This window comes from Perspicuibacillus lycopersici (assembly GCF_025660475.1).
GTDB lineage: Bacteria > Bacillota > Bacilli > Bacillales > Caldibacillaceae > Perspicuibacillus > Perspicuibacillus lycopersici.
Window position 1 is genome coordinate 1 of record NZ_JAOUSF010000008.1, and the last position, 24,082, is coordinate 24,082.

A 24,082-nucleotide genomic window follows, 5' to 3' on the forward strand; every position below is an offset into this window, starting at 1 on the left:
ACGCCGCCAGCGTTCGTCCTGAGCCAGGATCAAACTCTCCAAAAAGTGTTTGATTAGCTCAAAAATGTTTTAAAAATAGTTTAATTAAACGCTTCGTCTTGTTCAGTTTTCAAGGTTCAATTTCAATCACTTCACTAAAAGCGACTTATTTATTGTATCAAATCCAAAGTGATTTGTCAACATTTTTTTATCACTCGAAAGTTTAAAAACTTTCAAAAGCAACTTTTATATAATATCAAATCATTTTTACATTGTCAAGCAATTAATTTATTTCGTTTTGTGTTCTTAACAACAGAAATAAATATACCACCTTTTTTCCATCGAATCAACTAAAAAATGAAAAACAATGTATTAAAAAAATTTATTATATTTGTTCAGCTATTTACGTTTCGCACTAGTTCCTAATAGCTTTTTAGTTTACTATGTTTCGGATACCAAAATGACGAAGCTTTTGTCCTATTCACCGGCTACGCAACAAAGAAAAAGCGCAGCCTCACCGTTCCCTCTTTAAAATAACAACTGTAACAAAAAAGAGAGCAGCTTTAAAAGCATGCTCTCTAACAATAAGACATTTATTTGAATTAACGATGGCGCATTAATGGGAATAATAGAACATCACGAATGGATGGTGAATTCGTTAATAACATAATTAAACGGTCAATCCCTATTCCAAGGCCGCCTGTTGGAGGCATTCCATATTCTAACGCTTCTACAAAATCTTCATCCATCATATGTGCTTCGTCATTTCCTTGTGCACGTTCTTGTAATTGAGATTCAAATCTTTCTTTTTGATCAATCGGGTCGTTTAATTCTGTAAATGCATTCGCATGTTCACGACCAACAATAAATAACTCAAAACGATCCGTAAATCGTGGATCATCAGCATTTTTCTTCGCTAATGGAGAAATTTCAACAGGATGTCCAAAAATAAAGGTTGGTTGGATTAATTTATCCTCTACCTTTTGTTCAAAGAATTCATTTACAATATGCCCGTATTGCATCGTATTATTGATTTCCACACCGTGTTCTTTTGCTAGCGCACGAGCTTCTTCTACCGACATCTCGTTCCAGAAATCAGCACCGGTAAATTCTTTAATTGCATCTACCATATGAAGTCTCTTCCAGTTTGGCGTTAAATCAACTTCATATTCACCATATTGAATTTTCGTTGTTCCTAATACTTCTTTAGCTACATGTGCAATTAAGTTTTCAGTCAAGTTCATAATATCATGGTAATCTGCATATGCTTCATATAGCTCTAATAATGTAAATTCAGGATTATGTCTTGTTGATACTCCTTCATTACGGAATACTCGTCCAATTTCATACACTTTTTCCAGACCACCAACAATCAGTCGTTTTAAATGCAGCTCAATTGCAATACGAAGATATAATTGCATATCTAAAGCATTATGATGAGTAATAAACGGTTTCGCTGCCGCTCCACCTGCAATAGAATGAAGTAGCGGTGTTTCTACTTCTAAAAAACCTAATCCATCTAAATAGCGGCGAATCGATTGGATAATTAAACTACGTGTAATAAATGTTTGTTTACTTTCTGGGTTCACAATTAAATCTAAATAACGTTGACGGTATCGTTGTTCAACGTCTTTTAAACCATGGAATTTATCCGGTAATGGACGTAGTGCTTTCGTCAACATTTGAAATTCGTCTGCTTTAATAGAAAGTTCTCCAACCTTCGTTTTGAAGACCATCCCTTTAACACCAACAATATCTCCTAAATCAGCTGTTTTGAAAACAGAATACTGCTCTTCCCCAACATGATCCTGGCGAACATATATTTGAATTTGGCCAGTTAAATCTTGAAGATGGGCGAAACCAGCTTTCCCTTTTCCGCGTTTCGTCATGATTCTTCCTGCAAATTCTACTATTACTGCTTTTTCTTCTAATTCTTCATTCGAGAACTCTTCAAACATATTAAATATTTGCTCAGAACTATACGTTCTGTCAAATCGTGCTCCAAATGGGTCAATACCGTTCGAACGCAAGTCTTCCATTTTTTCTCTTCGAATCTTTAATTGGTCATTTAATTCTTCATGACTCATAGAAAATCATCTCCATCATTATATTTCGAAAAAAGCTTACTGCTTATGTAAAAGTATACTTTGGTGAAAAATAAATTCATAAATAAGGAAAACTGCCAGCATATTACTGGCAGTATATAACTCAAAAATATTATAGGTTAAATTTGAACTTATTGTCAAACTAGCCTTTATCATTATTAGCTCCAATTATCTAGATTTCATTCGATAGAGCGCGGTTTTGTTATCTCAAAATTTTCAACTATTTTTTAAAAAACAGCCTATTACAAACAACTTTTAGTAGGTTAAACTGCACCTGCAGCTACTAATACTCTTCTTTCTACTTCTTCAACTAATTGATTTAATAGGTCTACTATCTCTTGCCGAGTTTCACATGTATTTATTGCGTTATAAAATTTGTTACTACCTGTGATTTCTTTTAAATACCATACAGCATGTTTTCGCATTTCACGAACAGCTACCGTTTCCCCTTTTAATGTAATAAGTCGTTCTAAATGTAAAATACAAACATCTACTTTTTCACGAGCGGATGGCTCTTCAGCTAAGACACCTGTTTCTAAATAATTTACGGTTTGATAGATCATCCACGGATTTCCTACTGCTGCACGACCAAGCATTACGGCATCGACACCAGTTTCATCAAGCATTCTTTTTGCATCTTTTGGCGTGTTTATGTCGCCATTCCCTATAACAGGAATAGAAACAGCTTGTTTTACTTCACGAATAATATCCCAATTAGCGACACCATCGTTCATTTGTGAACAAGTTCGTCCATGGATAGTAACTGCCGCTCCACCTGCACGCTCCACAGCTCTTGCGTTTTCCGCTGCATAAATATGCTTGTTATCCCAACCGATACGCATTTTAACTGTAATTGGTTTTTCTACCGCATCTACAACTGCAGAAACTATATCATAGATTTTATCAGGATGTAATAGCCATCTTGCAGCCGCTTTACCTTTAACGAAATTATTTACTGGGTAATCCATCATAATATCAATAATATCTGCATTCGTATTTCTATCAACAAATTTAGCAGCTTCTACTAAGTTTGTTTTTTCTTCGCCGAAAATTTGTATGCTGATCGGCTTTTCTCTTTCATCTATATATAACATGTTTAACGTTTCATCGTTTTTATTAACAATACCTTTATCACTAATCATTTCACAGCAAACTAATCCTGCACCAAATTCTTTTACTGTTAATCGGAATGCCGAATTACCGATCCCTGCCATCGGTGCTAAAATGACACGATTTTTTATATTAACATTACCAATTTTAAACAATTGATTCCCTCCGTACATTTGCTTACTAATCATTACGGCACACATAGGACATTCTTTATCCTTCATTTTCCTTAATGGAAAGTGTAAAAAGAATTAGCTTGAACTATTTTCCTCTTCTGGTGGCTTTAAATCATCGATCGTGATACTCAATATTTTTGAAATATCGGAGACTAGCGCATTTGAAGGTAATCTTGTTCCCCTTTCTACTTCTCCTAATACAGAGACAGATATTCCTAGCTCATCAGCCAGCTCCTTTTGCGTAAAACCTTTTAACTTTCGAAAAGCTCGTATACGTCTACCCCACTTTTCACTTTCCATAACCGAACTCCTTTATTAAAAATATTGTCAATTAATTGCGTAATCGATCTCTCTTGAGATGGAATCTTTAATAACGGATTGATTTCTGCTAAAGGTATAAGGACAAATGCTCGTTCACTCATTCTCGGATGAGGAATAACAAGCTGTTCAGTGTCTATATTTTCTTGATTATATAATAAAATGTCAAGGTCTATCGTTCTTGGACCCCAATGGATAATTCGTTTCCTGCCTAACTTATGTTCAATCGATAAGCATTGATCTAATAGCTCATTCGCACTGTAGTCTGTTTCTATTTCTACTACCATATTTAAAAAACATTGTTGGTCTTCGTATCCGACAGGATCTGTTTCATAAATAGAGGAGTAGTTCGTTAGTTTGATTTTATCGGATATATTTAGTTCAGAAATTGCTTCTTTTAGATACATTTCCCTTGTACCAATATTTGATCCTAGCGATAGATATGCCTTATTATTCATATGATCATCTTCCATTTTTCATTTTTAAAATCGGTAGTTACCAATAGATTATTGCTTGTTGTTAATATCCCGCTGACTAAACAAACGAATGCCAACAATCATCAGAAAACACCCTTACAAAAATTACTACTTCCTTATCTCGTTCTTGTTATTTCTACAGCAACCGATCGATAATGGCCAGGTATCGGCGGGTCCGGTTTGATTAATTTAACCGTACAAAATTGTACTTTCGAATATTTTTCGAGAATCGTTTGGGCAATTTTTTCTGCAACTGCCTCGATTAATTGATAGCTTTCCCCTTCCACTATTTCTTTACAAACGAAATACATTTCTGCATAATTGACGGTCTCTGCTAAATCATCCGTTTCTCCCGCTTTTTTCAAATCTGCTGCTACTGTTAAATCTACTATAAATCGTTGTCCTAATACTTTTTCTTCTGGGAGCACGCCATGGTAGCCATAAAACTCCATAGCATTGAGATATATTCGGTCCATTGTGTTACTCCTTTATGTTTATGATTCCATTTTTGTTTTTCCAATTAACACATCCATCATTTTTGCCATTCTGCTCATTTCTTTGACATCATGGACACGGATGATGGAGCTACCTTTTTCTATACCATAACAAACAGTTGCTCCTGTTCCTTCCATTCTCTCATTAACCGGTAAGTCTAATACCGCTCCAATCAGAGATTTTCGGGAGGTACCCAATAATACGGGATATCCTAAAGCTACTACCTTATCTATATTTCGCATCATTTCAAGATTTTGTTCCACTGTTTTAGCAAAACCAATGCCTGGATCAAGAATGATTTGATCATCTCTTACTCCACGCTTTTTTGCTATAGTTATACTTTCATATAGATCCAAAAGTGCATCACGAATAAAGGATTGATAATCCATATTCTCTCGATTATGTGTCAAAATAATCGGCACATTATATTCCGAAGCAACATCTGCAATCTCCGGGTCCTTTTTTGCACCCCATATATCATTAATGATGTGTCCTCCTGCTTCGATTGCTTGTTTGGCTGTTTCTGCTTTATATGTATCAATAGAAATCGGTACAGGTAACATTTTCGCCAATTCTGAAACGACCGGGACGATTCTCTCGATTTCCTCCTCTGCGGAGACAGGAGCAAATCCTGGTCTCGTTGATTCACCACCGATATCGATTATATCTGCACCATCTTGTACCATTGCTCTAGCATGGGAGAGTGCCCTATTTATTTCATTATGTCTTCCACCATCTGAAAAAGAATCAGGAGTGACATTCAATATCCCCATGATATAGGTTTTATTACGAAAATCTAACAAATAGGACCTACATTTCATCTTACTCATAAACACACCCCTTATTAACGAACTATACGCATTTACCATTTTATCAAAAAAGGCTCTATTAAATAGAAAAATTTTTTCTAATACTATAAATAAAAACTCCCTACTGTGTAGCAATATTTTCACACAGTAGGGAGCCTTATCTTTTAACAGTTTTTCATATCTTTATTATTCAAAGTTATATAATGGTGTACTGAAATAGCGTTCACCAGTATCTGGAATAATCGCTAATACTTTTTTACCTTTTCCTAATTCTTTCGCTACCTTTAATGCTGCGCTAATGGCTGCACCTGAAGAAATACCACCTAAAATACCTTCTTCACTTGCAGCACGACGAGCACCTTCAAATGCTTCTTCCGTAGAAATATGGATGATTTCCTCATAAAGCTCCGTATCCAAAACAGTTGGTACAAAGTTTGCACCGATCCCTTGGATTTTATGCGGCCCTGGGTTTCCTCCAGCTAATATTGGAGAATCCTTTGGCTCCACTGCAACGATTTTTATATTTGGATATTTCTCTTTTAAAACACTGCCAGCACCAGTAATGGTTCCTCCAGTACCAATTCCTGCAATAAATGCATCTAATTGGTCACCCATTTGTTCTATGATTTCTGGACCTGTCGTTAATCGATGAACTTCTGGGTTTGCTGGATTATCAAATTGTTGTGGCATGAAATAGCCATTTTCCTTTGCAAGCTCTTCTGCTTTATCGACAGCACCCTTCATTCCTGCTGGTCCTGGTGTTAAAACGAGATCTGCTCCATATGCACGCAGTAAATTACGTCTTTCCACACTCATTGTTTCTGGCATTACTAAAATTGCTTTATAGCCCTTTGCAGCTGCAACCATAGCTAATCCAATTCCAGTATTACCACTTGTTGGTTCAATGATTGTATCACCTTTTTTTAACTTTCCAGCTTTTTCGGCTGCTTCAATCATAGAAAGTGCAATACGATCTTTCACACTACTGCCAGGATTAAAATACTCTAATTTTACATAAACATCTGCAGAATTTTCGTCAACCATATGGTTTAATTTAACGATAGGTGTCTGGCCAATTAATTCCGTAACAGAATTTACAGCTTTTAACATTTTCACCACTCCTAATTCCTAGTAAGTTTATTGGATTAATATAATTTTATTCCTTTAAAAAACCACTGTCAAACAAATAATTTATTCTTCTTGAAATTTTAACCCAATATTTTAGTTGTAGTGTGCTTCAGCTTCTTCTTTCAAATGTTCTAATTCTTCTTTTGAATAATGATAGGTTTCATTACAGAAATGACATTGTGCTTCTGCTTTTCCATCTTCATCTATCATATCCTGTAACTCTTGAACCCCTAAGCTAACCATTGCATTTGCAAAACGTTCCTTTGAGCAAACACAATTAAATTGTACAGGACTTTTATCTAGGAATTTCACATTGTCCGTTCCTAAAATTTCTTCTAATATTTGCTCCGGGGTTAACCCTTCTTGAATTAAAGTGGAAATTGGTTTGATGGATTGAATCCGATTTTCTAACGCAGTTATAGTTTCGTCTGTAGCCCCAGGCATCACTTGGATAATAAATCCACCTGCTGCTAAAATTGAATGGTCTGGGTTAACTAAAACACCTACACCAACTGCGGAAGGAACTTGCTCTGATGTTGCAAAATAATAAGTGAAATCTTCCCCTAATTCACCAGAAACAATCGGTACTTGTCCGGAAAATTTTTCACGTAATCCAATATCTTTTACAACCGTTAATGTACCGGAAGTTCCAACAGCACGTCTTACATCTAATTTTCCATGCTCATTTATTGGAAAATGAACCTGTGGATTGGTTACATACCCACGAACATCTCCAGACACTTTTGCGTCAACTAGGATGACACCAATCGGCCCATCTCCTTCGACTTTCACTGTTATTTGCCCTTCTCCTTTTAACATTGACGCCATCATCACACTTGCTGTCATCGTTCTTCCTAATGCAGCAGATGCAGTCGCCCATGTATCGTGTCTTCTTTGCGCCTCAGCAACTGATTCCGTTGTCCGTACAGCAAATGCCCGAACCTGACCATCATAGCCTAAAGCCTTTACTAAATAATCGTTCATTGTATTACTCCTTCCTTATGTAAAACCAATTCCGTATCTACTAAAATTAAGTATTATCTTTCGGTGTTTCTTTTATAAATTAAATGCAAGCCTTTTAACGTTAACATGGAATCAACGGTGTCAATTTCATTAGATTCCTTTGCAATTAAATTAGCAAGTCCGCCAGTTGCAATTACTTTAGGTTCTTTTTTAGCATGAGCTTTCATGCGCGAAACAATACCATCTACTTGACCAACATATCCGTAAACAATTCCTACTTGCATTGATTCAACTGTATTTCGACCAATAATTTTTTCAGGTGCAGCAATTTCAATTCTCGGAAGCTTTGCAGCCTTTGTATAAAGTGCTTCTGTGGAAATGCTAATTCCTGGTGCAATTGCTCCACCCATATATTGCTTCTCTTCATTTACGTAGCAATAAGTAGTTGCCGTGCCAAAATCCACAATAATTAACGGACTTCCATATTCATGAATACCTGCAACAGCATTTACGATACGGTCCGCTCCAACTTCCTTCGGATTATCATATTTAATATCTAATCCTGTTTTTACCCCTGGTCCCACTACTAGTGGCTTAACTCCGAAGTATTTTTCACACATTTTTTCCAAAAAGAACATAATCGGAGGAACAACAGATGAAATAATAATTCCTTTTACTTCTTTAAACGATCTACCTTCATGTTCAAATAAAGATTTTATGATCATTCCATATTCATCTTCTGTTCGATTACGATTTGTTTCGATTCGCCAATGATGCTTTAATTGGTTATCTTCATATACACCCAGTACTATATTTGTATTCCCTACATCTATAACAAATATCATTTCTCCACCAACTTTTATTATGATTAAACGCACCAACATATTATCATAAATAGGGTATTGATAAAAACCTATTTGCTTGATATTAATGTATTGGTGTTTGAAAAAAATTATACAGTTAAAAACTGGTAAATAAAACGAGTGTTCTGCAAAATTCACACTCTAAATCCATGAAAAAAGCTGGCTTTCTCAAGCCAGCTTTTTCATCTGAATCAGTCTTCTTTTTTCGTCTCAGAATCTACATCCTGTTTACCAGTAATATTGACTTTAACATCACCGCTATCGTCACTACTGTCAGAAGTATTATCTAGTTCAGGAAGTGTACCATGATCATACAAATGACGAATTTGTTTGGCATCTAATGTTTCAACTTTTAGAAGTGCTTGTGCAACAGCTTCTAATTTATCACGATTTTCCGTTAAAATATTTCTTGCCTTTTCATAGCATTCTTTAATAAAGCGTTGAATTTCCTGGTCGATTTCATAAGCAATCGTATCGGAATAATTTTGCTCGTTGTTAATATCTCTTCCAAGAAATACTTGACCTTGTGAATGACCAAATTGTAATGGACCTAGTTTTTCACTCATTCCAAATTCAGTTACCATTCTACGTGCAATACCAGTTGCCCGTTGGAAGTCATTGCTAGCTCCAGTACTTACTTCACCAAAGACAATTTCTTCCGCTACACGGCCACCTAGTAAGCCAGTGATTTTATCAAGAAGCTCTGGCTTTGTCATGAAGTAACGATCTTCTTTTGGAAGCATAACAGCATATCCACCAGCTTGCCCACGAGGAACGATTGTTACTTTATGTACCATGTCAGCATCTTCTAAAACTAAACCAATAATTGTATGACCACCTTCATGGTAGGCTACAATATTTCGTTCTTTTTCAGAAATTACTCTTGTTTTCTTCGCTGGCCCTGCAATAACCCGATCTGTTGCTTCATCAATATCAAACATATCGATTGTTTTCTTATTCTGCCTTGCAGCAACAAGCGCAGCTTCATTTAGTAAGTTTTCTAAATCTGCTCCTGAAAAACCTGGTGTTCTCATCGCAATAGTTTTCAAATCGACAGATTCATCAAGCGGTTTATTTCTTGCATGTACTTTTAATACTGCTTCTCTTCCGTTAACATCTGGACGATCTACAGTAATTTGTCTATCAAAACGGCCTGGACGTAATAATGCAGGGTCGAGAATATCCGGACGGTTAGTAGCGGCTACAATAATAATACCTTCATTCGCACTGAATCCATCCATTTCAACCAGCAATTGGTTTAATGTTTGTTCTCTTTCGTCATGACCACCGCCAAGACCTGCCCCACGTTGACGACCTACTGCATCAATTTCATCGATGAAAATAATACAAGGTGCGTTTTTCTTTGCATTTTCAAATAAATCACGAACACGGGAAGCACCGACACCGACAAACATTTCGACGAAATCAGATCCACTGATTGAGAAGAAAGGTACGCCAGCCTCACCAGCAACTGCGCGAGCAAGAAGTGTTTTACCTGTTCCTGGAGGTCCTACTAATAAGACACCCTTTGGAATACGTGCTCCTAATTCAGAGAACTTACGAGGATCTTTAAGAAATTCTACTACTTCTTCAAGTTCTTGTTTTTCTTCATCCGCTCCTGCTACATCACGGAAGCGAACCTTTTTCTTCTCATCATTATATAATCTCGCTTTACTTTTACCAAAGTTCATTACACGGCCACCGCCGCCTTGGGATTGGTTTAGTAAGAAGAAAATAAAGAAGAAAAGGATGATGAACGGAATCATCGAAGTTAGCAGTTGAATCCATCCACTTGTTTCTTTTGCTTGTAAATTATTGTGCTCAGTTCCATTTTTTAGCGCAAGTGATTCAATTCTTTCCAATGTAGCTGGACTATTCCAAGCATTTACAGTGAAAAATTGATTTTCATCATATGATTTCAATTTACCAACAATGACATATACTTGTCTTTCAGGCTGAGCCTCAAATTCCTTAACCTCACCTTTTTCAAGGTGTGAAATAAAGTCACTATAAGACATTTGTGTATTGGCTTCTTGACCGCCTGTAAAAATGCTGACAACACCAATGATGACTAAAAATACCAATAGATAAAATACGGTATTTCGTAAAATACGATTCATCCTTGACCTCCTCTCAAGGGGAAACAGACTTATTAAATAGTATCATAGAAAAATACGGTAATACAAGAAATTCGGTTTGTATAACACTTAATTTTCAAACAATAGTTTCTTCCGTAAGGACTGCTATCTATTCCCTTGATATAATAAACTAGATGCTTCTTCTTTAATTTTTAGTATAAACCTCAGGTTTTAATACTCCAACATATGGTAAATTACGATATTTTTCCTCGTAGTCTAATCCATAGCCTACAACAAATTCATTCGGAATAATAAAGCCCGTATAATCAGCTTGAATATCGACTTTTCTTCCTTCTGGTTTATCTAGCAATGTGACGATTTTTATCGATTTCGCTTTCCGATATCGGAACAAATCCACCAAATATTTCAACGTTAAGCCACTATCAATAATATCTTCAATAATGAGAATATCTCTACCTTCTACCGATGTGTCTAAATCCTTTAAAATTTTTACTTCACCAGTGGAAACAGTTCCGCCACCATAGCTAGATACATCCATAAAATCCATTTCTAAATATGTATCTACTCTCTTAAGTAAATCAGCCATAAAAGGCATCGCACCTTTTAATACACCGATAGCTAGTGGATATCTCGTATTATATTCTTCCGTCAAAGTATTTGCTAGCTCTTTTATTTTAGCTTGGATTTCTTCTTCTGTTATTAATATTTTTTCGATATCCTGGTTCATCGATTTTTTATCCTCCTAGAAGTCCTCGTACGTTTTGTACTGTAGTATGATTACATTTTCTTGATTTAATGCTTCAAACTGTGATTTTTTTAACAACGGAATCCATAAAATATTGCCTTCTCTATCCGTTACAATTGGCCACTCATCACGCATGTGAAGCGGTATCTTGTAATCAATAAACACTGATTTTATTTTTTTCGTTCCTCCAGAACCTTTTAACTGAATGCGATCTCCTTCATTTCTAGTTCGAACGATTAATGGAAATGCTGATTGTTCTTTTAGAAGGTAATAGTTATTACCCTTTTCTAAAGTCTCCTTATTGCAATGCATTAACAATTGATTTCCATTGGGAAGTGTAATAGTCTCCCCTTTATTCCATTCATATGTATACGCTTTTGGTTTGGAATGGTTAAAGGTAAAACGGCAGGTTTGATACGACATTATTGCTTGTAAACCATTAGGTAAATCAACTTTGCTTGAAGGCTTCGTACTCCCCATCGTTTCCAATAAGTAGTTTATATGTATTGCAGCTAAATTTTCTGGAAGCTTCCCTTTATAGAGATAGTTTAATATTAGATGAATACATCTCCTTTGTAAAGGCATAGGCTCCCGAAGAAGTTCATTCCTTTTTATGGTTAAATCTCCAGCTTCCTCTTTTGTTACAAGGTTATTATATACTGTTCTTGCGTGATTCATTATGTATTCTTCGTCTTCTGTTAACTCTTCACTAAATCGTTGAAAATGCATATGTACATTTTTGTTTTCTTGCTTTAAAAAAGGTAATACATACTTTCGGAATCGATTTCTAGTATAAATATCTTTCTTATTGCTTGGATCATATACCGGTTCTAATCGATTCTGTCGGATATATTCTTCAATTTCAGCCTTTGTTACACAGAGAAACGGGCGAATAATCTTACTATGGCCAAAATCACGATGCACTCTGATACCAGCACTTCCTTTTAATGAAGATCCTCTTGTTAACCGCATTAAAATGGTTTCCATTTGATCATCACCATGATGTGCTAATGCAAGAACAGGGATGTGGTGCTTTTCCATAACTTCTTGATAAAACTGGTACCGTAGTTCTCGAGAGACAGCTTGCGAACTCTTAGACTGCTTGGAAATTGCTAAAGGTACATTTAATTGAACACCTTCAAATCCAATATCCCATTTTGTACAAATTTGCTCAACGTATTTTAATTCGTTAAATGATTGTTCTCCACGAAACATATGGTCAACATGTGCTACAGTTAGCTTTAAATCCCATTGCTCGCGAATTCGTTTTAAGAAATAGAGCATGGCTAATGAATCGGGTCCACCAGAGACTCCTACTAATACATGCAGTCCCTTAGATAATAGTTTATGCCGTTCAATAAAATTATTAACCTTTGCTTCAAACAAATCCATTATTTAATTCCTTCTTCTACTACAAATTCTAACCGAATGGTTATTGTAACCTTGAGATAATGATGAACCCAACGATAATAATTGCATTAGTAGTGTAAGCTAAGCTAATACTTTTATGCAATCATTCCTAGTGAAAGGAAAGCATGTGATACCTATGTTGTGTCGCTAATGTTGTTATTCAATATTTTACATCAACAAACTCGTTTTTAAAAACATTTTCCTATACAAATTTCTATTTACTCGTAAATAATTAAATTTGTTGATATATATAAAGAACATACAAAAAGCAAACCACCATGAAGATAATAATAGTTTCTTTTATACCAGAATGTTTTCTCGGGCGCTTCTTCGTACTTGGTTGTATTTGTTTAACCGTTCGTTTTTTATTCGGAGTCGGTGACACCGTTGTTTTTTGTTTTAATGCTCTTGATTGATTTCTTAATGAGGATTTCGAAATACTGTCAAGTAAATCTTCCCTCATTTGAATAGCTGTAGCATATTTACCGGTAAGTGCACGTAGGAGCACCTGCTCGTGTTTTCTTAATTCAGGAATAGCTTCAATTTTTTGCCTTAATAAGGATAGCCCATCTTGTTGCTTCGGAAATCTTTGTGGATAATATGTATTGATCATAATCATGGCGACAGCAAATAAATCAAAGGACGGCTCTGCTTTCCTACTGCCTAACCCCCAATAGCCTCGATCATAAAACTCGGTAAATTCTTTAATGGCTCTTCCCTGTAACGTCACACCACCAACATCAATACAGCGAATTTTAATTGGTGGGCCGGTAACGATTAGATTATCTGGCTTTAAATCACCAAATACCCAGCCTTGTTCATGGAGCTTTTCTAAGTCAGCTAATAATTGAAGAATAAATATATCTACCCATGATTTTCCCTTCTGTTGAATAAAAGCAAGAAAATGGACACCTTCAATAAATTCCATCACATAAAATGGTATTGTTTTATTTCCAAGTACCCAATCATCAACATCTAATAAAGAAGGCCCGAGGGTAACCCCTTGGGCTTTCGAGAACGATTTAAGTACATTCATTTCTGATGTTATCGTGACATTATTATCACTTACCTTGATTGCTACCCTTTTCTTATTCCAATCCGCTAAATAAACGACTCCATTTGCCCCTCGACCTAATTCCTTTACAATCGTATAGCTCTGTAGGTGCCATTTTCCTTTAATAACGGTTCCGTTTGGAATATTAAATGGATTCTTCATAGAATTCATCATCATGACGAGATAACAATCCCCTTATCGATCGTTTTTTTCTAAAGTAGCTAATAGCTTCTTTAATGGCAGGTCCAGTTGGGGTCATCCCACCAGGTGTTAACTTAGAGAATGCCGATGTTAATGTTTCCAGTCTCGGTGACCAATCTAGTAATTTTTCGACATCATTCTTTTTCCCGGGAAATATAAATAGTGAAAACAAATTATTGCCCAATCTAGCATTTAAGCTTAATGATAAGTCTAGCAGTGCCTCTTTTACTGTTGGCAATTTATGCTTCATACTTGCACTAGTATCTACTAATATTAATACCTCTAAATTAACCGTCTCATTTAAGTCATCGACTACCTCCATTATTTCTCCACGTTTTTCTGGAGGTAAATCTTCCATTGATGAGCTAGAGCCTAATATTTGTTTTAGCTCCTGGTTGACAACACCTTGTAATGTTTGTGTCATCGCTTGTCTAGTTACCATTTGAACAGTCTGTGATAATTTCTTGGCGTAAACAACCTGACTGACACCACCGCCTTGACTCGCAATTTGTTCTATTTCTCGCATTCCTTGATCATCGATTACGTCGTTTTCCATCACACCAATTACATTCACCGATATCCCTTGCTCTTTTGCTAACGCAGCCATCGCCACCGGATCCTCTCCATGGTTTGAACAGCCATCGGTAATAAGTAAAATTTGCTTTAAAGTACCAGTTTGCATACATTCCCCTCCTACAATAATTTTTATCATCCTTACCTTTTAGAAGGGGTTTTATACATAATATACTGAATTTTCATCTGTTTGATTCAAATTATGCATATTTCCTGATTGACTCTACCGGAATCGTTTTCCACTTCGGATTATTATGCTTAATTTTGGCAACAACAACGGTCATGTCATCTTCAATATATCCTCCTCTTGTTCGAATTACCTCCTCCATTAATAAATCTGCTATTTCTTGTGGATCATTTGTTTCTATTTCTAATATTTTTCGTTTTAACCAGAGATCGATATTTTCAATATGCTTCGGCCCTTCAAATATTCCGTCACTCATCATGATTAAAATATCTTCTGCCTTTAACTGCTCACTAACCACATCTACCTCAAATTCTTGCAAAATACCAATTGGTAAATTATTTGCTTGGATTTTGATAACTTTATCTGATCGCTTAATAAAACTCGGAGTCGATCCAACTTTTATAAATTTGGATTTTGCATCTTGTAAATCGATAATGGCAAGATCCAATGTCGCATAAATCTCATCCGTTGTCCGAAGCGTTAAAATGGAATTAATCGATTTAATAGCAACCTCCTCATCTATTCCTGACTGGAGTATTTTTTTCAGTAAAAGTAATGTTTCATAGCTTTCATTATGGGCTCGCTCTCCATTTCCCATTCCATCGCTAATTGCTAGTGCATACTTTCCAGCGCCGATTTCAATCATCGTATAGCTATCACCTGATAAAAAGCCACCATCCTTTGCCGCATGTGCAACACCGGTATCGACAACAAATTTTTTGGCAGAACGAAAATTGGCGTAGCACGATTCATGTGGAAATGCAGCACATTCTTCTTTATATACAGTGATAGTTTCCCCTAAAATATCAGATAGCAATGGAGCAATTAGCTTTTCACATTGACCCATTCCCCCACAATAAGGAATTGTAATATCAATGTCGACATTTCCTTGCTCCAAATTATAAATTTCAATATGATCGATCTCTAACCCGAATGATTGTAGTGTATCAATTAACTGTTCTTCTTGTTTTTCATGGTTCGCCCTTTCTTTTTGGATTTCTTTGGCAAAATTACTCATTACTTCAGATACCCCTAGTAGTTGATCGGCGACTAGACGCCTACTTTCCTGTACCTGTTTTTTTAATTTTTGGTTTGCCTGGTATAGATGTAATTGTTTTTGAATAGAATCTACAACCTTATCACTTCGTATACAATGCTGACTCCAATCCTTCTTTGTCTTTGACGACAAAACTCCGTCATTATCACTTAATTCTGTCATAATCGAGGTCATTGAATCATATGTTTTATTAAACTGGCGAACCCAACAGTTTTCTTTTTTAAAACACATTTGGCACGTCTTTTCTGTCACATTACTTAAGAAATAATCCATCTCTCTTGCATCATCATAGTCATCCAATGGAGCCTGCTTGGAAAAGCTTTTCGATAATGTTTGAAATATCGAGGAAAACTGGTCTACTCTTCTTGCCGTAACATCTCGAATTTTTCTCATATATTGTTGCTGCTCTGCTGAGTATTCAGCGGTACCAGGAATATGTTTGGCAACCTTATTCGTAAGTGATTTAGGTGTCAGGAAGAATAATAAGGATGCAACAAGCGATTCATATAAACTCATCGTCAAAATACTCGCACCTTCCCCATACATTCCGATGAGTAGTGTTGCAATTAATAAGCCGAAGGATACACCTATTTTCTTTCCTTCTTTTAATAAACCACCTAATAATCCAGAAAATGCAAGTAAACTCATTTCTGGGAAACTTTCAATATTCGCTAAGCCAAAGATAAGTCCCGTAACCACTCCGACAGTACTTCCAACGGTAGCCCCAGCAGTAAAAGCAAAAATTAATACTAAATATCTTGATAAAACATGTGATACCGTTAATCCTTCTACTTCCCATTGAATTGTTCCAGTCATCATCGACGCCAGTAAGATAATTAACGAGACAATTTCTTCCGTTTTTAAAGATTGTTTCCGCAATGACATTGTCAATAAGGGGATGCTTTGGAGAAAAATAATAGTTAACACAAATGCTAAGCTTGCTTCAATTCCACTCATTAATATGTGGTACAAGGTTATATTACTTGTTTCGATAAAATGCCATAAAAGTCTTCCGATAAATATGGAGCCCAACACATAATACGGAAGCGCCCTCATTTCGTTTTTTGCCAGATTGGAACCTATTCGATAGATAATAAGAAATAGACTAATAATCCCAAAAGAGTATATGGCATTTGGGATTGATACAGTCAATGCACCACTAACTAGTCCTATAAAAATGGCGGGTGTTTTATTTTTCTTCATAAAATATGCAGCCGCAAAAAAGGGTAAGCTAAATGGAGATAATGTTGATAAAATAAAGGCACGTCCCAACATGAAGCCGAATATAAATAACAATAATCCGCGCTTAATAAAAAGAATTTCTAATCTTTTTTTAGTAGCCTCCAGGAAGTTATGCATTGTGAGTCTGTAGTCTATTATTTTCCTCTCTTGAATCGGTTCAACATAGTTACCTAGAACTTTTTCCATAGTAAACTCACCTCTTATATTATTCTTTTGGCTTATTATAAGAGATTATTTGTTAGAAATTTGTCAAAATTACATGTCCACCTATAAAAAACGTTCGACTTTTCTCTACCTATTTTTTTCTTACTATACAATTTATTTCAAAAATAGCATGGGGAAAATCGAGCATCTTCTACAATCAACTTGTTCCATTGCCCAGAAACGTTCATAAATCTAGCATTCGACATTTTGTCAGCATAAAAATAGATTCGACAAATATTGTATAAAATATTTTTAAAATTTAGTTATAAACCAGAGATGTTGACAGGTTTCCGTTTTAACGGTAACATTATTTTTGTGTCTTTTTGGCGGTGTAGCTCAGCTGGCTAGAGCGTACGGTTCATACCCGTGAGGTCGGGGGTTCGATCCCCTCCGCCGCTATATATAAAACTAAAGAGCCTGCTTAGGGACTTATAGTTCAACTTATAAAGTATTTTAATCATAAGAAAAGGTTGCCTCAATAACTGAGACAACCTTTATTTATATTCAACGCAATGGTAATTTATCTATTTATCGGCTAGCAAGATCCTTAAGAATGATTTATAATTATCCTCTTCTTGCTCCTCTGCCTCCACGTTTCGATTCCGTATTACGTTTAAGCGAGGATAGGCGGTCTTCGCTATCTTTTAAGAAACGCGCCATTTTTTGTTCGAAATTCTCGGTATTTTTACGTTCGAAATTTCTTCTATTATTGGTATTATTATTGCGAGGACGCTGTGGTGTTTCTTCTTTTGCCTTTGCTTTTTTAATGGATAAACCTATTTTGCCATCCTTCTCAACGTTCATTACCTTCACTTCAACTTGATCGCCAACTTTTAAGTGTTCATTAATATCTTTTACATAAGTGTCAGCGACCTCACTAATATGAACTAGTCCAGTTGAGCCTTCTGGCAGCTCTACAAACGCACCAAAATTAGTAATTCCTGTTACCTTACCTTGTAACTTGCTGCCTACTTCAATTGACATAAAAAAGAACTTCCTCCTTAAAATTTAAAAAATACATCTACTTTATATTATAGCCAATAACAAATTTATGTGTCAATCAGCGTCTTGCCCATCTTTCTCATTTGGAATAGAAAAGATAATTTCTCCATCATCTGACAGGAAAAATTCTTGACGTGCATATTTTCCAATATACTCATCGTCCTGCAATTTAATAATTTCCTCTTGAAGTGCGCTTTGTTTCTCTACCAAATCATTATATTCTGTTTGCAGAGATTTAAGCTGTTCTTGTTTTGACTGAAGTAAAGCCTCTTGATTATGAAAAGATTTTACAAGTAATACCGTGAAAACTGCCGCAAAAACAAAAAACATCGTCAGCCTGCGTACAAGGAGTTTCTTTTTTCTGCTTGCTTGCATGCTTTGCAATTGCTGCTGATGATTATAAGATTGATTTACTATTGGTATTTTTCGATTGGATAGCATACTCATACACAGGCCCCCTTTTTATTCGTTCTTTTTTCGAAACCTATTAATAATCCACTTGATAATATTTGAAATATTATTGAAAAGCGTGTACCCTTTCATTTTAAACGATTTCGGTAGCTTATTCCATAAAAATTTTCCAAATAAAATAAGTGGATGAAAAATGAATGCAAGGATAGAAGCTATCACACCCCAAATCCAATAAAGCAACTTTAATAGAAACTGTAAAAGTTTCAACAATAGCTTCCAAAAGAAAAGCAGCACCGATAACAAAAATGTTAAGAGCATGGCAATCGGTCTTACAATAATATTGGAAAATAATTTTACAGAAAAGCGAAAGGTGTTTACCATTATTTGAATCAACGTTTCTAAAATAGAATTGTATAGTTTTTTTAGTAAACTTTGATAGGCAGCAAATCCACACAATAATGCAACAAAAATGTAAAATCGGATTTCCCCATTATTTACCAAAAATAGGACATAAAATAGGAAAAGTCCTTGCAAAAACCAAAATAAAATGTCGTTGATAAAAACGTACCATCGCTTTCGTTTGGATCGTTTTAAAAAGCGGCTATACGTGTCTAAAGCCGCTCCTAAATAACTCCCCATTCCGATCATGGCAAGCATTGTATAAAATTGTGTCGTTAAACTCATTTGAACAACTTGCTAAAGAATCCTTTAGCTTTATCTCCGTGATGTTCATCTAAGTAAACCATATCAAAAATTTTACCTTTGATGGATACAATCCCTTTATCAACATCCAAATTTTTCATTTGTAAATTTTGCCCTCTGATTGCTAAATAGCCCATGACCGTTTCTAATAAAAATTCTTCATTGTCAAAGCTTTCTACTTGTTTTACACCAGTTATTTCTAATGTTTTTCTTCCTCGTAAAATAACATCATGGTCCTGAACGATGTTGCTTGGATTTTTTGATTGATTATTATATTGGTTCATTTTTATCCCCCGCTTCAACCTAATCTACTCTATTACCAATAGATATGCTCGTCCTTGAGGTAATAGAACATAAATTAGGAAAACGGGATGTACGACTTAGTTATTTATCATCATTGATTTTCACTTCTCTAATTACTTTATACATAGAACCTGCGTCTTCTTTTTTCGTTATCTCTTGAATTTTTTCAATTTGAACGACGACTAGCTTTTGCCCAAACTGAATTTGTAATTCATCGCCTGCTTTTACCTCAGAACTTGCCTTCGCCTGTTTGCCATTAATGGAGACTCTACCTTTATCGGCTACTTCCTTAGCTAATGTTCTTCTCTTAATTAGTCTAGATACCTTTAGAAATTTATCTAATCTCATAGTCATTTTTTCTTTCCCCTTATTGTTATGTCATAAACCTAATTTTTTTGCTTCTTCCCAATATTGATCCAATTCTTCTAACGTAAACATCGTGAAGTCTTTTCCACTCTCCTTCACTTTCTTCTCAATATATTCGAATCGACGTGTGAACTTTTGATTAGTAGCAAGCAATGCTTCTTCTGGATGGATATGTAGCTTCCTTGCCACATTTACAATCCCAAATAGCACGTCACCTAATTCAAGCAGTATATTTGCTTTTTGGTCCGCCTTTATTTCCACTAATAATTCTTGTATCTCTTCTTTTACTTTCGTGAGAACTGGCTCAATTTCCTGCCAATCAAAACCAACTTTTCCTGCTGCCTTCTGTATTTCATAAGCTTGCATTAATGCGGGTAACCCTTTTCCAACCTTCGCAAGAACAGATGGCGTTTCCCTACCTGGCTCTTGCTCTTTAATTTTTTGCCAATTGGCTACCACTTCATCTGCATCATTTACGACTACTTCACCAAATACATGGGGATGTCTCCGAACCATTTTACTTGCAATCGATTCAATTACATCTTCAATTGAAAAATAACCGTTATCCTCACCAATTTGTGCATGGAGCATTATTTGTAATAGAACATCTCCTAACTCCTCTACAATATGGTCATCATCCTCTTCATCAATCGCTTCCAGTAGTTCGTACGCTTCTTCTAATAAATATTTTTTTAGTGAGCGATGTGTTTGTTTAATATCCCATGGACATCCATTTGGTCCTCTTAATGTCGCAATAATTTGTCGGAAGTTTTGAAAGTCCTTATATAATAGCTCCACTTGTTTTACAGGCGGAACATAAATACTTGTTAAATTATTTATATCCCAGTCATGATCCAATAAATATAGTGGGACTTTTTTTACCGTTTCTTGTGCGTTTCCTGCATTTGTTACAATATATACTTCATAGTCGTCGGGTAATAAATCCATCAGCTCCAATTTCACATTCGACGCGGACATTGCATCATATACTTGCCCAATAATCATATGTTGCGTTAACCGAATATCACCTTTGTGAAAGTTCGTTCCATCTAAAAGCTGGAAGCCATCAATTGGATCCATGCGTACGGATTGAAATAATGCATCCAAAAAGCTCTGTCCCCCCGCAAGGATAATTTCATATTGATTATCTTTTCCTTCTTCCATTAACAATTGAACCGTTCGTTCCGCTACTAATGGATGGCCAGGGACAGCATATACAATCGGACCTTTTTCCGCAGCAAGGAGTAACGCTTCGACTATTTCTGTATAGACGCTTTCAAACTGCTCATGTGCTTCATAAATAGAATCAAAAGATTGATAGGTTAATCCTTCCTTTTCAAGCTCTGCGATTACAGGATGTTCCCTCGTTCGCAAATATAGCGGATAATTCTCATTTAATAGTCGGTAGACTCCTAACGGAAGCTGATTAATATCGCCAGCCCCTAGCCCAACTACTGTTATTTTTTTCATTTCATAAACCTCCGATTATTCTTTTTCCTAAAAATTTCTAACTTATCTCCCCAAGGTAATAAAAGTAACTCCTCTCGGCTAAATACTTCACCTCTAATAACGAATAGAAGAAATACAATTCCTCCAACAATAGCGCCACCTAATGATTGAAAGCATGCAAATAGCCGAGAATCAATAGCTTCTGACTTTAGCTTATTACATGCAATAAAAAAGAAGGTAATCACCAAGACCATACTCACTAATGAATAAAATAAAACAAAAAAGAAGTGCGGATCGATAATACGGAATTTAACCGTTTTCCTCAATTTCATTACTAACAAAAATAACATAACCATCATGGCGATGTTTGTTGCAACAGCCGCTCCTGCTATCCCAATTTTTGAAAGCAGGAAGAAATTCAATCCAATTTTTATGAAGAGCCCGATGAGCACAATAATAGATGGATAATATATATATCCTAACCCTTGCATAATCGAAATGATGGTGGCATTAATAGATGCGAATAAAACAGCAAAAGATAAAATAATTAACACTTCTGTGCCAGACGAATTTTTAAATAACATTGTATTCAATGGATCCATAATGACCATTAAGCCAATAGCTGCTCCTGCACCAACAACAATGCTAATGTATAAGGACAAGCGTAAATAATCATGTAAATCTTTCCTATTACGGTTATTGATGGAAGAAATAATTGGAACGATAGATAGCGATAAGGAGGTTGCCAACACTAAGCCAATTTGTATTAATGGCTGTCCTCTGTCATAGATTCCCTTTAATATTTGTGCTTCTTGAAACGGAAGCCCTTGTTTAATTAATGCCGAATATACTTGGAAAGCATCACTCATTTGAAAAAGTACTAATGTTAAACCACTAATACAAACCGCTATTCCATGCCCGAAAATCGTCCGAATAGCAAAAAAAGATGCTCTAACATTGCCTATCAGTTGTTTGAAAGAAACCGAATGCTGGTGAAAAACAAGCCAAATTAATAATGTAATTCCGAATAAATTCCCTACCACCGAGGCGAATAATGCAGCTTGTCCAATTTTGTAAAGGGAAGCTCCATTTCCAACAAAAATTAGTGCGAAAACTAATATCAATGCTACGCGAACTGTTTGATCTCCTACTTGGGAAATGGCCGTCGGTGTCATATTTCCAGTTCCTTGAAAATAGCCACGAATAATGGATATTACCGGTATTAATAGAAACGCATAGGATGTTATTTTAATCAATGGACTAAGGTGAATATCCCCCATTTGTATTGCTAAAAAATCGGCTCCAAAAAACAAACCAAAATATAATAAAATGCAAAAGCAAAAAATAGCAAGGAATAATGGAAAAAGCAGCCTATTAGCCTCTTCTTTACCTCTTGTACTATATGTATCTGCGTAGAGCTTTGAAATAATTACAGGGAAACCATAAGTAGATAGTGCAATAGCAATTCCATAAAAGGGGTATACTTGCTGATAAATATAAAATCCAATATCCCCTACAATATTTTGAAAGGGAATCCGATATACTGCACTTAGCACCTTTGTCACGATGGCAGCAATCGATAAAATAATTGCCCCCTTGAGAAGTACTTGTTTCTGATTAAATGTAATATTACTCATGTCCTTGCACCTTTTCTTATTGTTACCACCATTGGAAGGCAATAGTAAATTATTTATAACATACTCCCTAGTATAAAACAAAAAACAGCATTGTAATAGCTTGGAAATACGTTTTTCCCAGCATTTACCACCAAAAAAACATTCATAAAAAAGAAGACAGATCACTGTCTTCTGAATCGGAATTATTTTACTGTTCCATTTGTCTAGCTAAAAATCCTGCAGCTGTTTCTGCTGCTTTTTTCTCCACTTCACCTAATGTTTGTTCCTTCGATATAATCACGACGGAACCAATTGGATCTCCGTTAGCGATAATTGGACTAACGGTATAGGATGATAATTGTTCTTCGGTTCCTTCAATTAAAGCGATGGAACCTCCATTTGTTTCTAATACGGTGGAGCGGTCTTCCATTACTTTTTCAATTAATTCACTAATATTTTTATTTAAGTATTCTTTTTTTGAACCACCAGCGACTGCGATTACGGCATCTCGGTCACAGATTAATACTGGACTACCTAAGCTATCAAAGAGCGCTTCTGCATATTCTCTTGCAAAATCACTTAATTCACTAATTGGTGAGTATTTTTTAAGGATAACCTCACCATCACGATCAACAAAAATTTCTAATGGATCTCCTTCGCGAATACGTAATGTTCGTCTGATTTCTTTCGGAATAACTACGCGACCTAAATCATCAATACGACGTACAATACCAGTTGCTTTCATCTTGAGTTGCCTCTCTTTCTTATGATGATTTTCTTTTGATAATACCTTGTAAAACCGTTTGTTTGCTGCTCTACCTAGGCAAATCTTCAATGCGGTCCTTTTTTTGTACAGGATGTACTAGGTGATAATATCCAGTCGTTCATTTGTAGCTATTTATACCATTACATCGAATAATAAATGCTTTATGCTAAGCACCTGTAGCGGGGCTGTACCACAAGGAAGGCTTTGTCAGATTTACCTTGAATAGCAAAACCAATGATTTCTCAAGTTGCCTCCGCATAATTGGAATCATCATCC

23 protein-coding genes and 1 tRNA gene are annotated in these 24,082 nt (G+C 35.7%); 1 reads left to right on the forward strand and 23 read right to left on the reverse strand.

All coding sequences use genetic code 11. The features are described from left to right. Window positions 1–581 precede the first annotated feature (581 nt). The 15 genes from lysS to spoIIE all read right to left on the reverse strand — a co-directional run bounded on the left by lysS (window position 582) and on the right by spoIIE (window position 17,173). Window positions 582–2,066, reverse strand: a complete 1,485-nt coding sequence (gene lysS / locus OEV98_RS17165; protein ID WP_263074582.1) for a lysine--tRNA ligase — start codon at window positions 2,064–2,066, stop codon at window positions 582–584. 281 nt (window positions 2,067–2,347) lie between these two features. After that, complete coding sequence (dusB, locus tag OEV98_RS17170) at window positions 2,348–3,349, reverse strand: tRNA dihydrouridine synthase DusB (protein WP_263074583.1); 1,002 nt, start codon at window positions 3,347–3,349, stop codon at window positions 2,348–2,350. A 93-nt stretch (window positions 3,350–3,442) separates the two neighbouring features. Next, entirely contained in the window at window positions 3,443–3,667 is a 225-nt protein-coding gene (locus OEV98_RS17175) for a helix-turn-helix domain-containing protein (RefSeq protein ID WP_263074584.1), read from the reverse strand. Continuing rightward, window positions 3,619–4,143 (reverse strand): 2-amino-4-hydroxy-6-hydroxymethyldihydropteridine diphosphokinase, encoded by a 525-nt coding sequence (gene folK / locus OEV98_RS17180; protein ID WP_263074585.1) that lies wholly within the window; start codon window positions 4,141–4,143, stop codon window positions 3,619–3,621. Before folK ends, OEV98_RS17175 begins: the two co-directional genes overlap by 49 nt. A 134-nt stretch (window positions 4,144–4,277) precedes the next feature. Beyond that, window positions 4,278–4,637: a dihydroneopterin aldolase gene (gene folB, locus OEV98_RS17185; RefSeq protein ID WP_263074586.1), complete on the reverse strand. Its 360-nt coding sequence runs from the start codon at window positions 4,635–4,637 to the stop codon at window positions 4,278–4,280. Window positions 4,638–4,655: 18 nt separating this feature from the next. Next, complete coding sequence (gene folP / locus OEV98_RS17190; RefSeq protein WP_263074587.1) at window positions 4,656–5,486, reverse strand: dihydropteroate synthase; 831 nt, start codon at window positions 5,484–5,486, stop codon at window positions 4,656–4,658. Between the two features lie 165 nt (window positions 5,487–5,651). Next, window positions 5,652–6,575 (reverse strand): cysteine synthase A, encoded by a 924-nt coding sequence (gene cysK / locus OEV98_RS17195; RefSeq protein WP_263074588.1) that lies wholly within the window; start codon window positions 6,573–6,575, stop codon window positions 5,652–5,654. A gap of 111 nt (window positions 6,576–6,686) precedes the next feature. After that, window positions 6,687–7,577, reverse strand: coding sequence for an Hsp33 family molecular chaperone HslO (gene hslO, locus OEV98_RS17200; protein WP_263074589.1), 891 nt, complete (start codon window positions 7,575–7,577; stop codon window positions 6,687–6,689). Between the two features lie 53 nt (window positions 7,578–7,630). Continuing rightward, window positions 7,631–8,401 (reverse strand): type III pantothenate kinase, encoded by a 771-nt coding sequence (locus tag OEV98_RS17205; protein WP_263074590.1) that lies wholly within the window; start codon window positions 8,399–8,401, stop codon window positions 7,631–7,633. 209 nt (window positions 8,402–8,610) lie between these two features. Further along, the gene (gene ftsH / locus OEV98_RS17210) at window positions 8,611–10,539 is read right to left on the reverse strand and encodes an ATP-dependent zinc metalloprotease FtsH (protein WP_263074591.1); all 1,929 of its coding nucleotides are present in this window, start codon (window positions 10,537–10,539) and stop codon (window positions 8,611–8,613) included. A gap of 163 nt (window positions 10,540–10,702) precedes the next feature. Further along, entirely contained in the window at window positions 10,703–11,245 is a 543-nt protein-coding gene (hpt, locus tag OEV98_RS17215) for a hypoxanthine phosphoribosyltransferase (RefSeq protein ID WP_263074592.1), read from the reverse strand. A gap of 15 nt (window positions 11,246–11,260) precedes the next feature. Next, window positions 11,261–12,655, reverse strand: a complete 1,395-nt coding sequence (tilS, locus tag OEV98_RS17220) for a tRNA lysidine(34) synthetase TilS (protein ID WP_263074593.1) — start codon at window positions 12,653–12,655, stop codon at window positions 11,261–11,263. A gap of 250 nt (window positions 12,656–12,905) precedes the next feature. Next, complete coding sequence (locus tag OEV98_RS17225; protein ID WP_317633831.1) at window positions 12,906–13,889, reverse strand: protein kinase domain-containing protein; 984 nt, start codon at window positions 13,887–13,889, stop codon at window positions 12,906–12,908. Then, entirely contained in the window at window positions 13,873–14,610 is a 738-nt protein-coding gene (locus OEV98_RS17230; RefSeq protein WP_263074595.1) for a VWA domain-containing protein, read from the reverse strand. The genes OEV98_RS17225 and OEV98_RS17230 overlap by 17 nt, the downstream gene beginning before the upstream one ends. Before the next feature lie 91 nt (window positions 14,611–14,701). Then, window positions 14,702–17,173: a stage II sporulation protein E gene (gene spoIIE / locus OEV98_RS17235; RefSeq protein ID WP_263074596.1), complete on the reverse strand. Its 2,472-nt coding sequence runs from the start codon at window positions 17,171–17,173 to the stop codon at window positions 14,702–14,704. A gap of 343 nt (window positions 17,174–17,516) precedes the next feature. On the opposite strand from spoIIE, the gene OEV98_RS17240 reads away from it, so the two are divergent. After that, a tRNA-Met gene (locus OEV98_RS17240) sits at window positions 17,517–17,590 on the forward strand. Between the two features lie 165 nt (window positions 17,591–17,755). Here the strand turns inward: OEV98_RS17240 and OEV98_RS17245 are convergent. The 8 genes from OEV98_RS17245 to spoVT all read right to left on the reverse strand — a co-directional run bounded on the left by OEV98_RS17245 (window position 17,756) and on the right by spoVT (window position 23,785). Next, window positions 17,756–18,175, reverse strand: a complete 420-nt coding sequence (locus OEV98_RS17245) for a S1 domain-containing RNA-binding protein (RefSeq protein WP_263074597.1) — start codon at window positions 18,173–18,175, stop codon at window positions 17,756–17,758. A 72-nt stretch (window positions 18,176–18,247) separates the two neighbouring features. Continuing rightward, window positions 18,248–18,640, reverse strand: a complete 393-nt coding sequence (locus OEV98_RS17250) for an FtsB family cell division protein (protein WP_263074598.1) — start codon at window positions 18,638–18,640, stop codon at window positions 18,248–18,250. A gap of 15 nt (window positions 18,641–18,655) precedes the next feature. Further along, complete coding sequence (gene yabQ / locus OEV98_RS17255) at window positions 18,656–19,288, reverse strand: spore cortex biosynthesis protein YabQ (protein WP_263074599.1); 633 nt, start codon at window positions 19,286–19,288, stop codon at window positions 18,656–18,658. Then, window positions 19,285–19,590 (reverse strand): sporulation protein YabP, encoded by a 306-nt coding sequence (gene yabP / locus OEV98_RS17260; RefSeq protein WP_263074600.1) that lies wholly within the window; start codon window positions 19,588–19,590, stop codon window positions 19,285–19,287. Before yabP ends, yabQ begins: the two co-directional genes overlap by 4 nt. A gap of 100 nt (window positions 19,591–19,690) precedes the next feature. Continuing rightward, window positions 19,691–19,957, reverse strand: coding sequence for an RNA-binding S4 domain-containing protein (locus tag OEV98_RS17265; RefSeq protein ID WP_263074632.1), 267 nt, complete (start codon window positions 19,955–19,957; stop codon window positions 19,691–19,693). A gap of 30 nt (window positions 19,958–19,987) precedes the next feature. Next, window positions 19,988–21,445, reverse strand: coding sequence for a bifunctional methyltransferase/pyrophosphohydrolase YabN (gene yabN / locus OEV98_RS17270; RefSeq protein ID WP_263074601.1), 1,458 nt, complete (start codon window positions 21,443–21,445; stop codon window positions 19,988–19,990). Beyond that, entirely contained in the window at window positions 21,442–23,061 is a 1,620-nt protein-coding gene (locus tag OEV98_RS17275) for a putative polysaccharide biosynthesis protein (protein ID WP_263074602.1), read from the reverse strand. The genes yabN and OEV98_RS17275 overlap by 4 nt, the downstream gene beginning before the upstream one ends. Window positions 23,062–23,248: 187 nt before the next feature. Further along, entirely contained in the window at window positions 23,249–23,785 is a 537-nt protein-coding gene (spoVT, locus tag OEV98_RS17280) for a stage V sporulation protein T (RefSeq protein ID WP_263074603.1), read from the reverse strand. Window positions 23,786–24,082 lie beyond the last annotated feature (297 nt).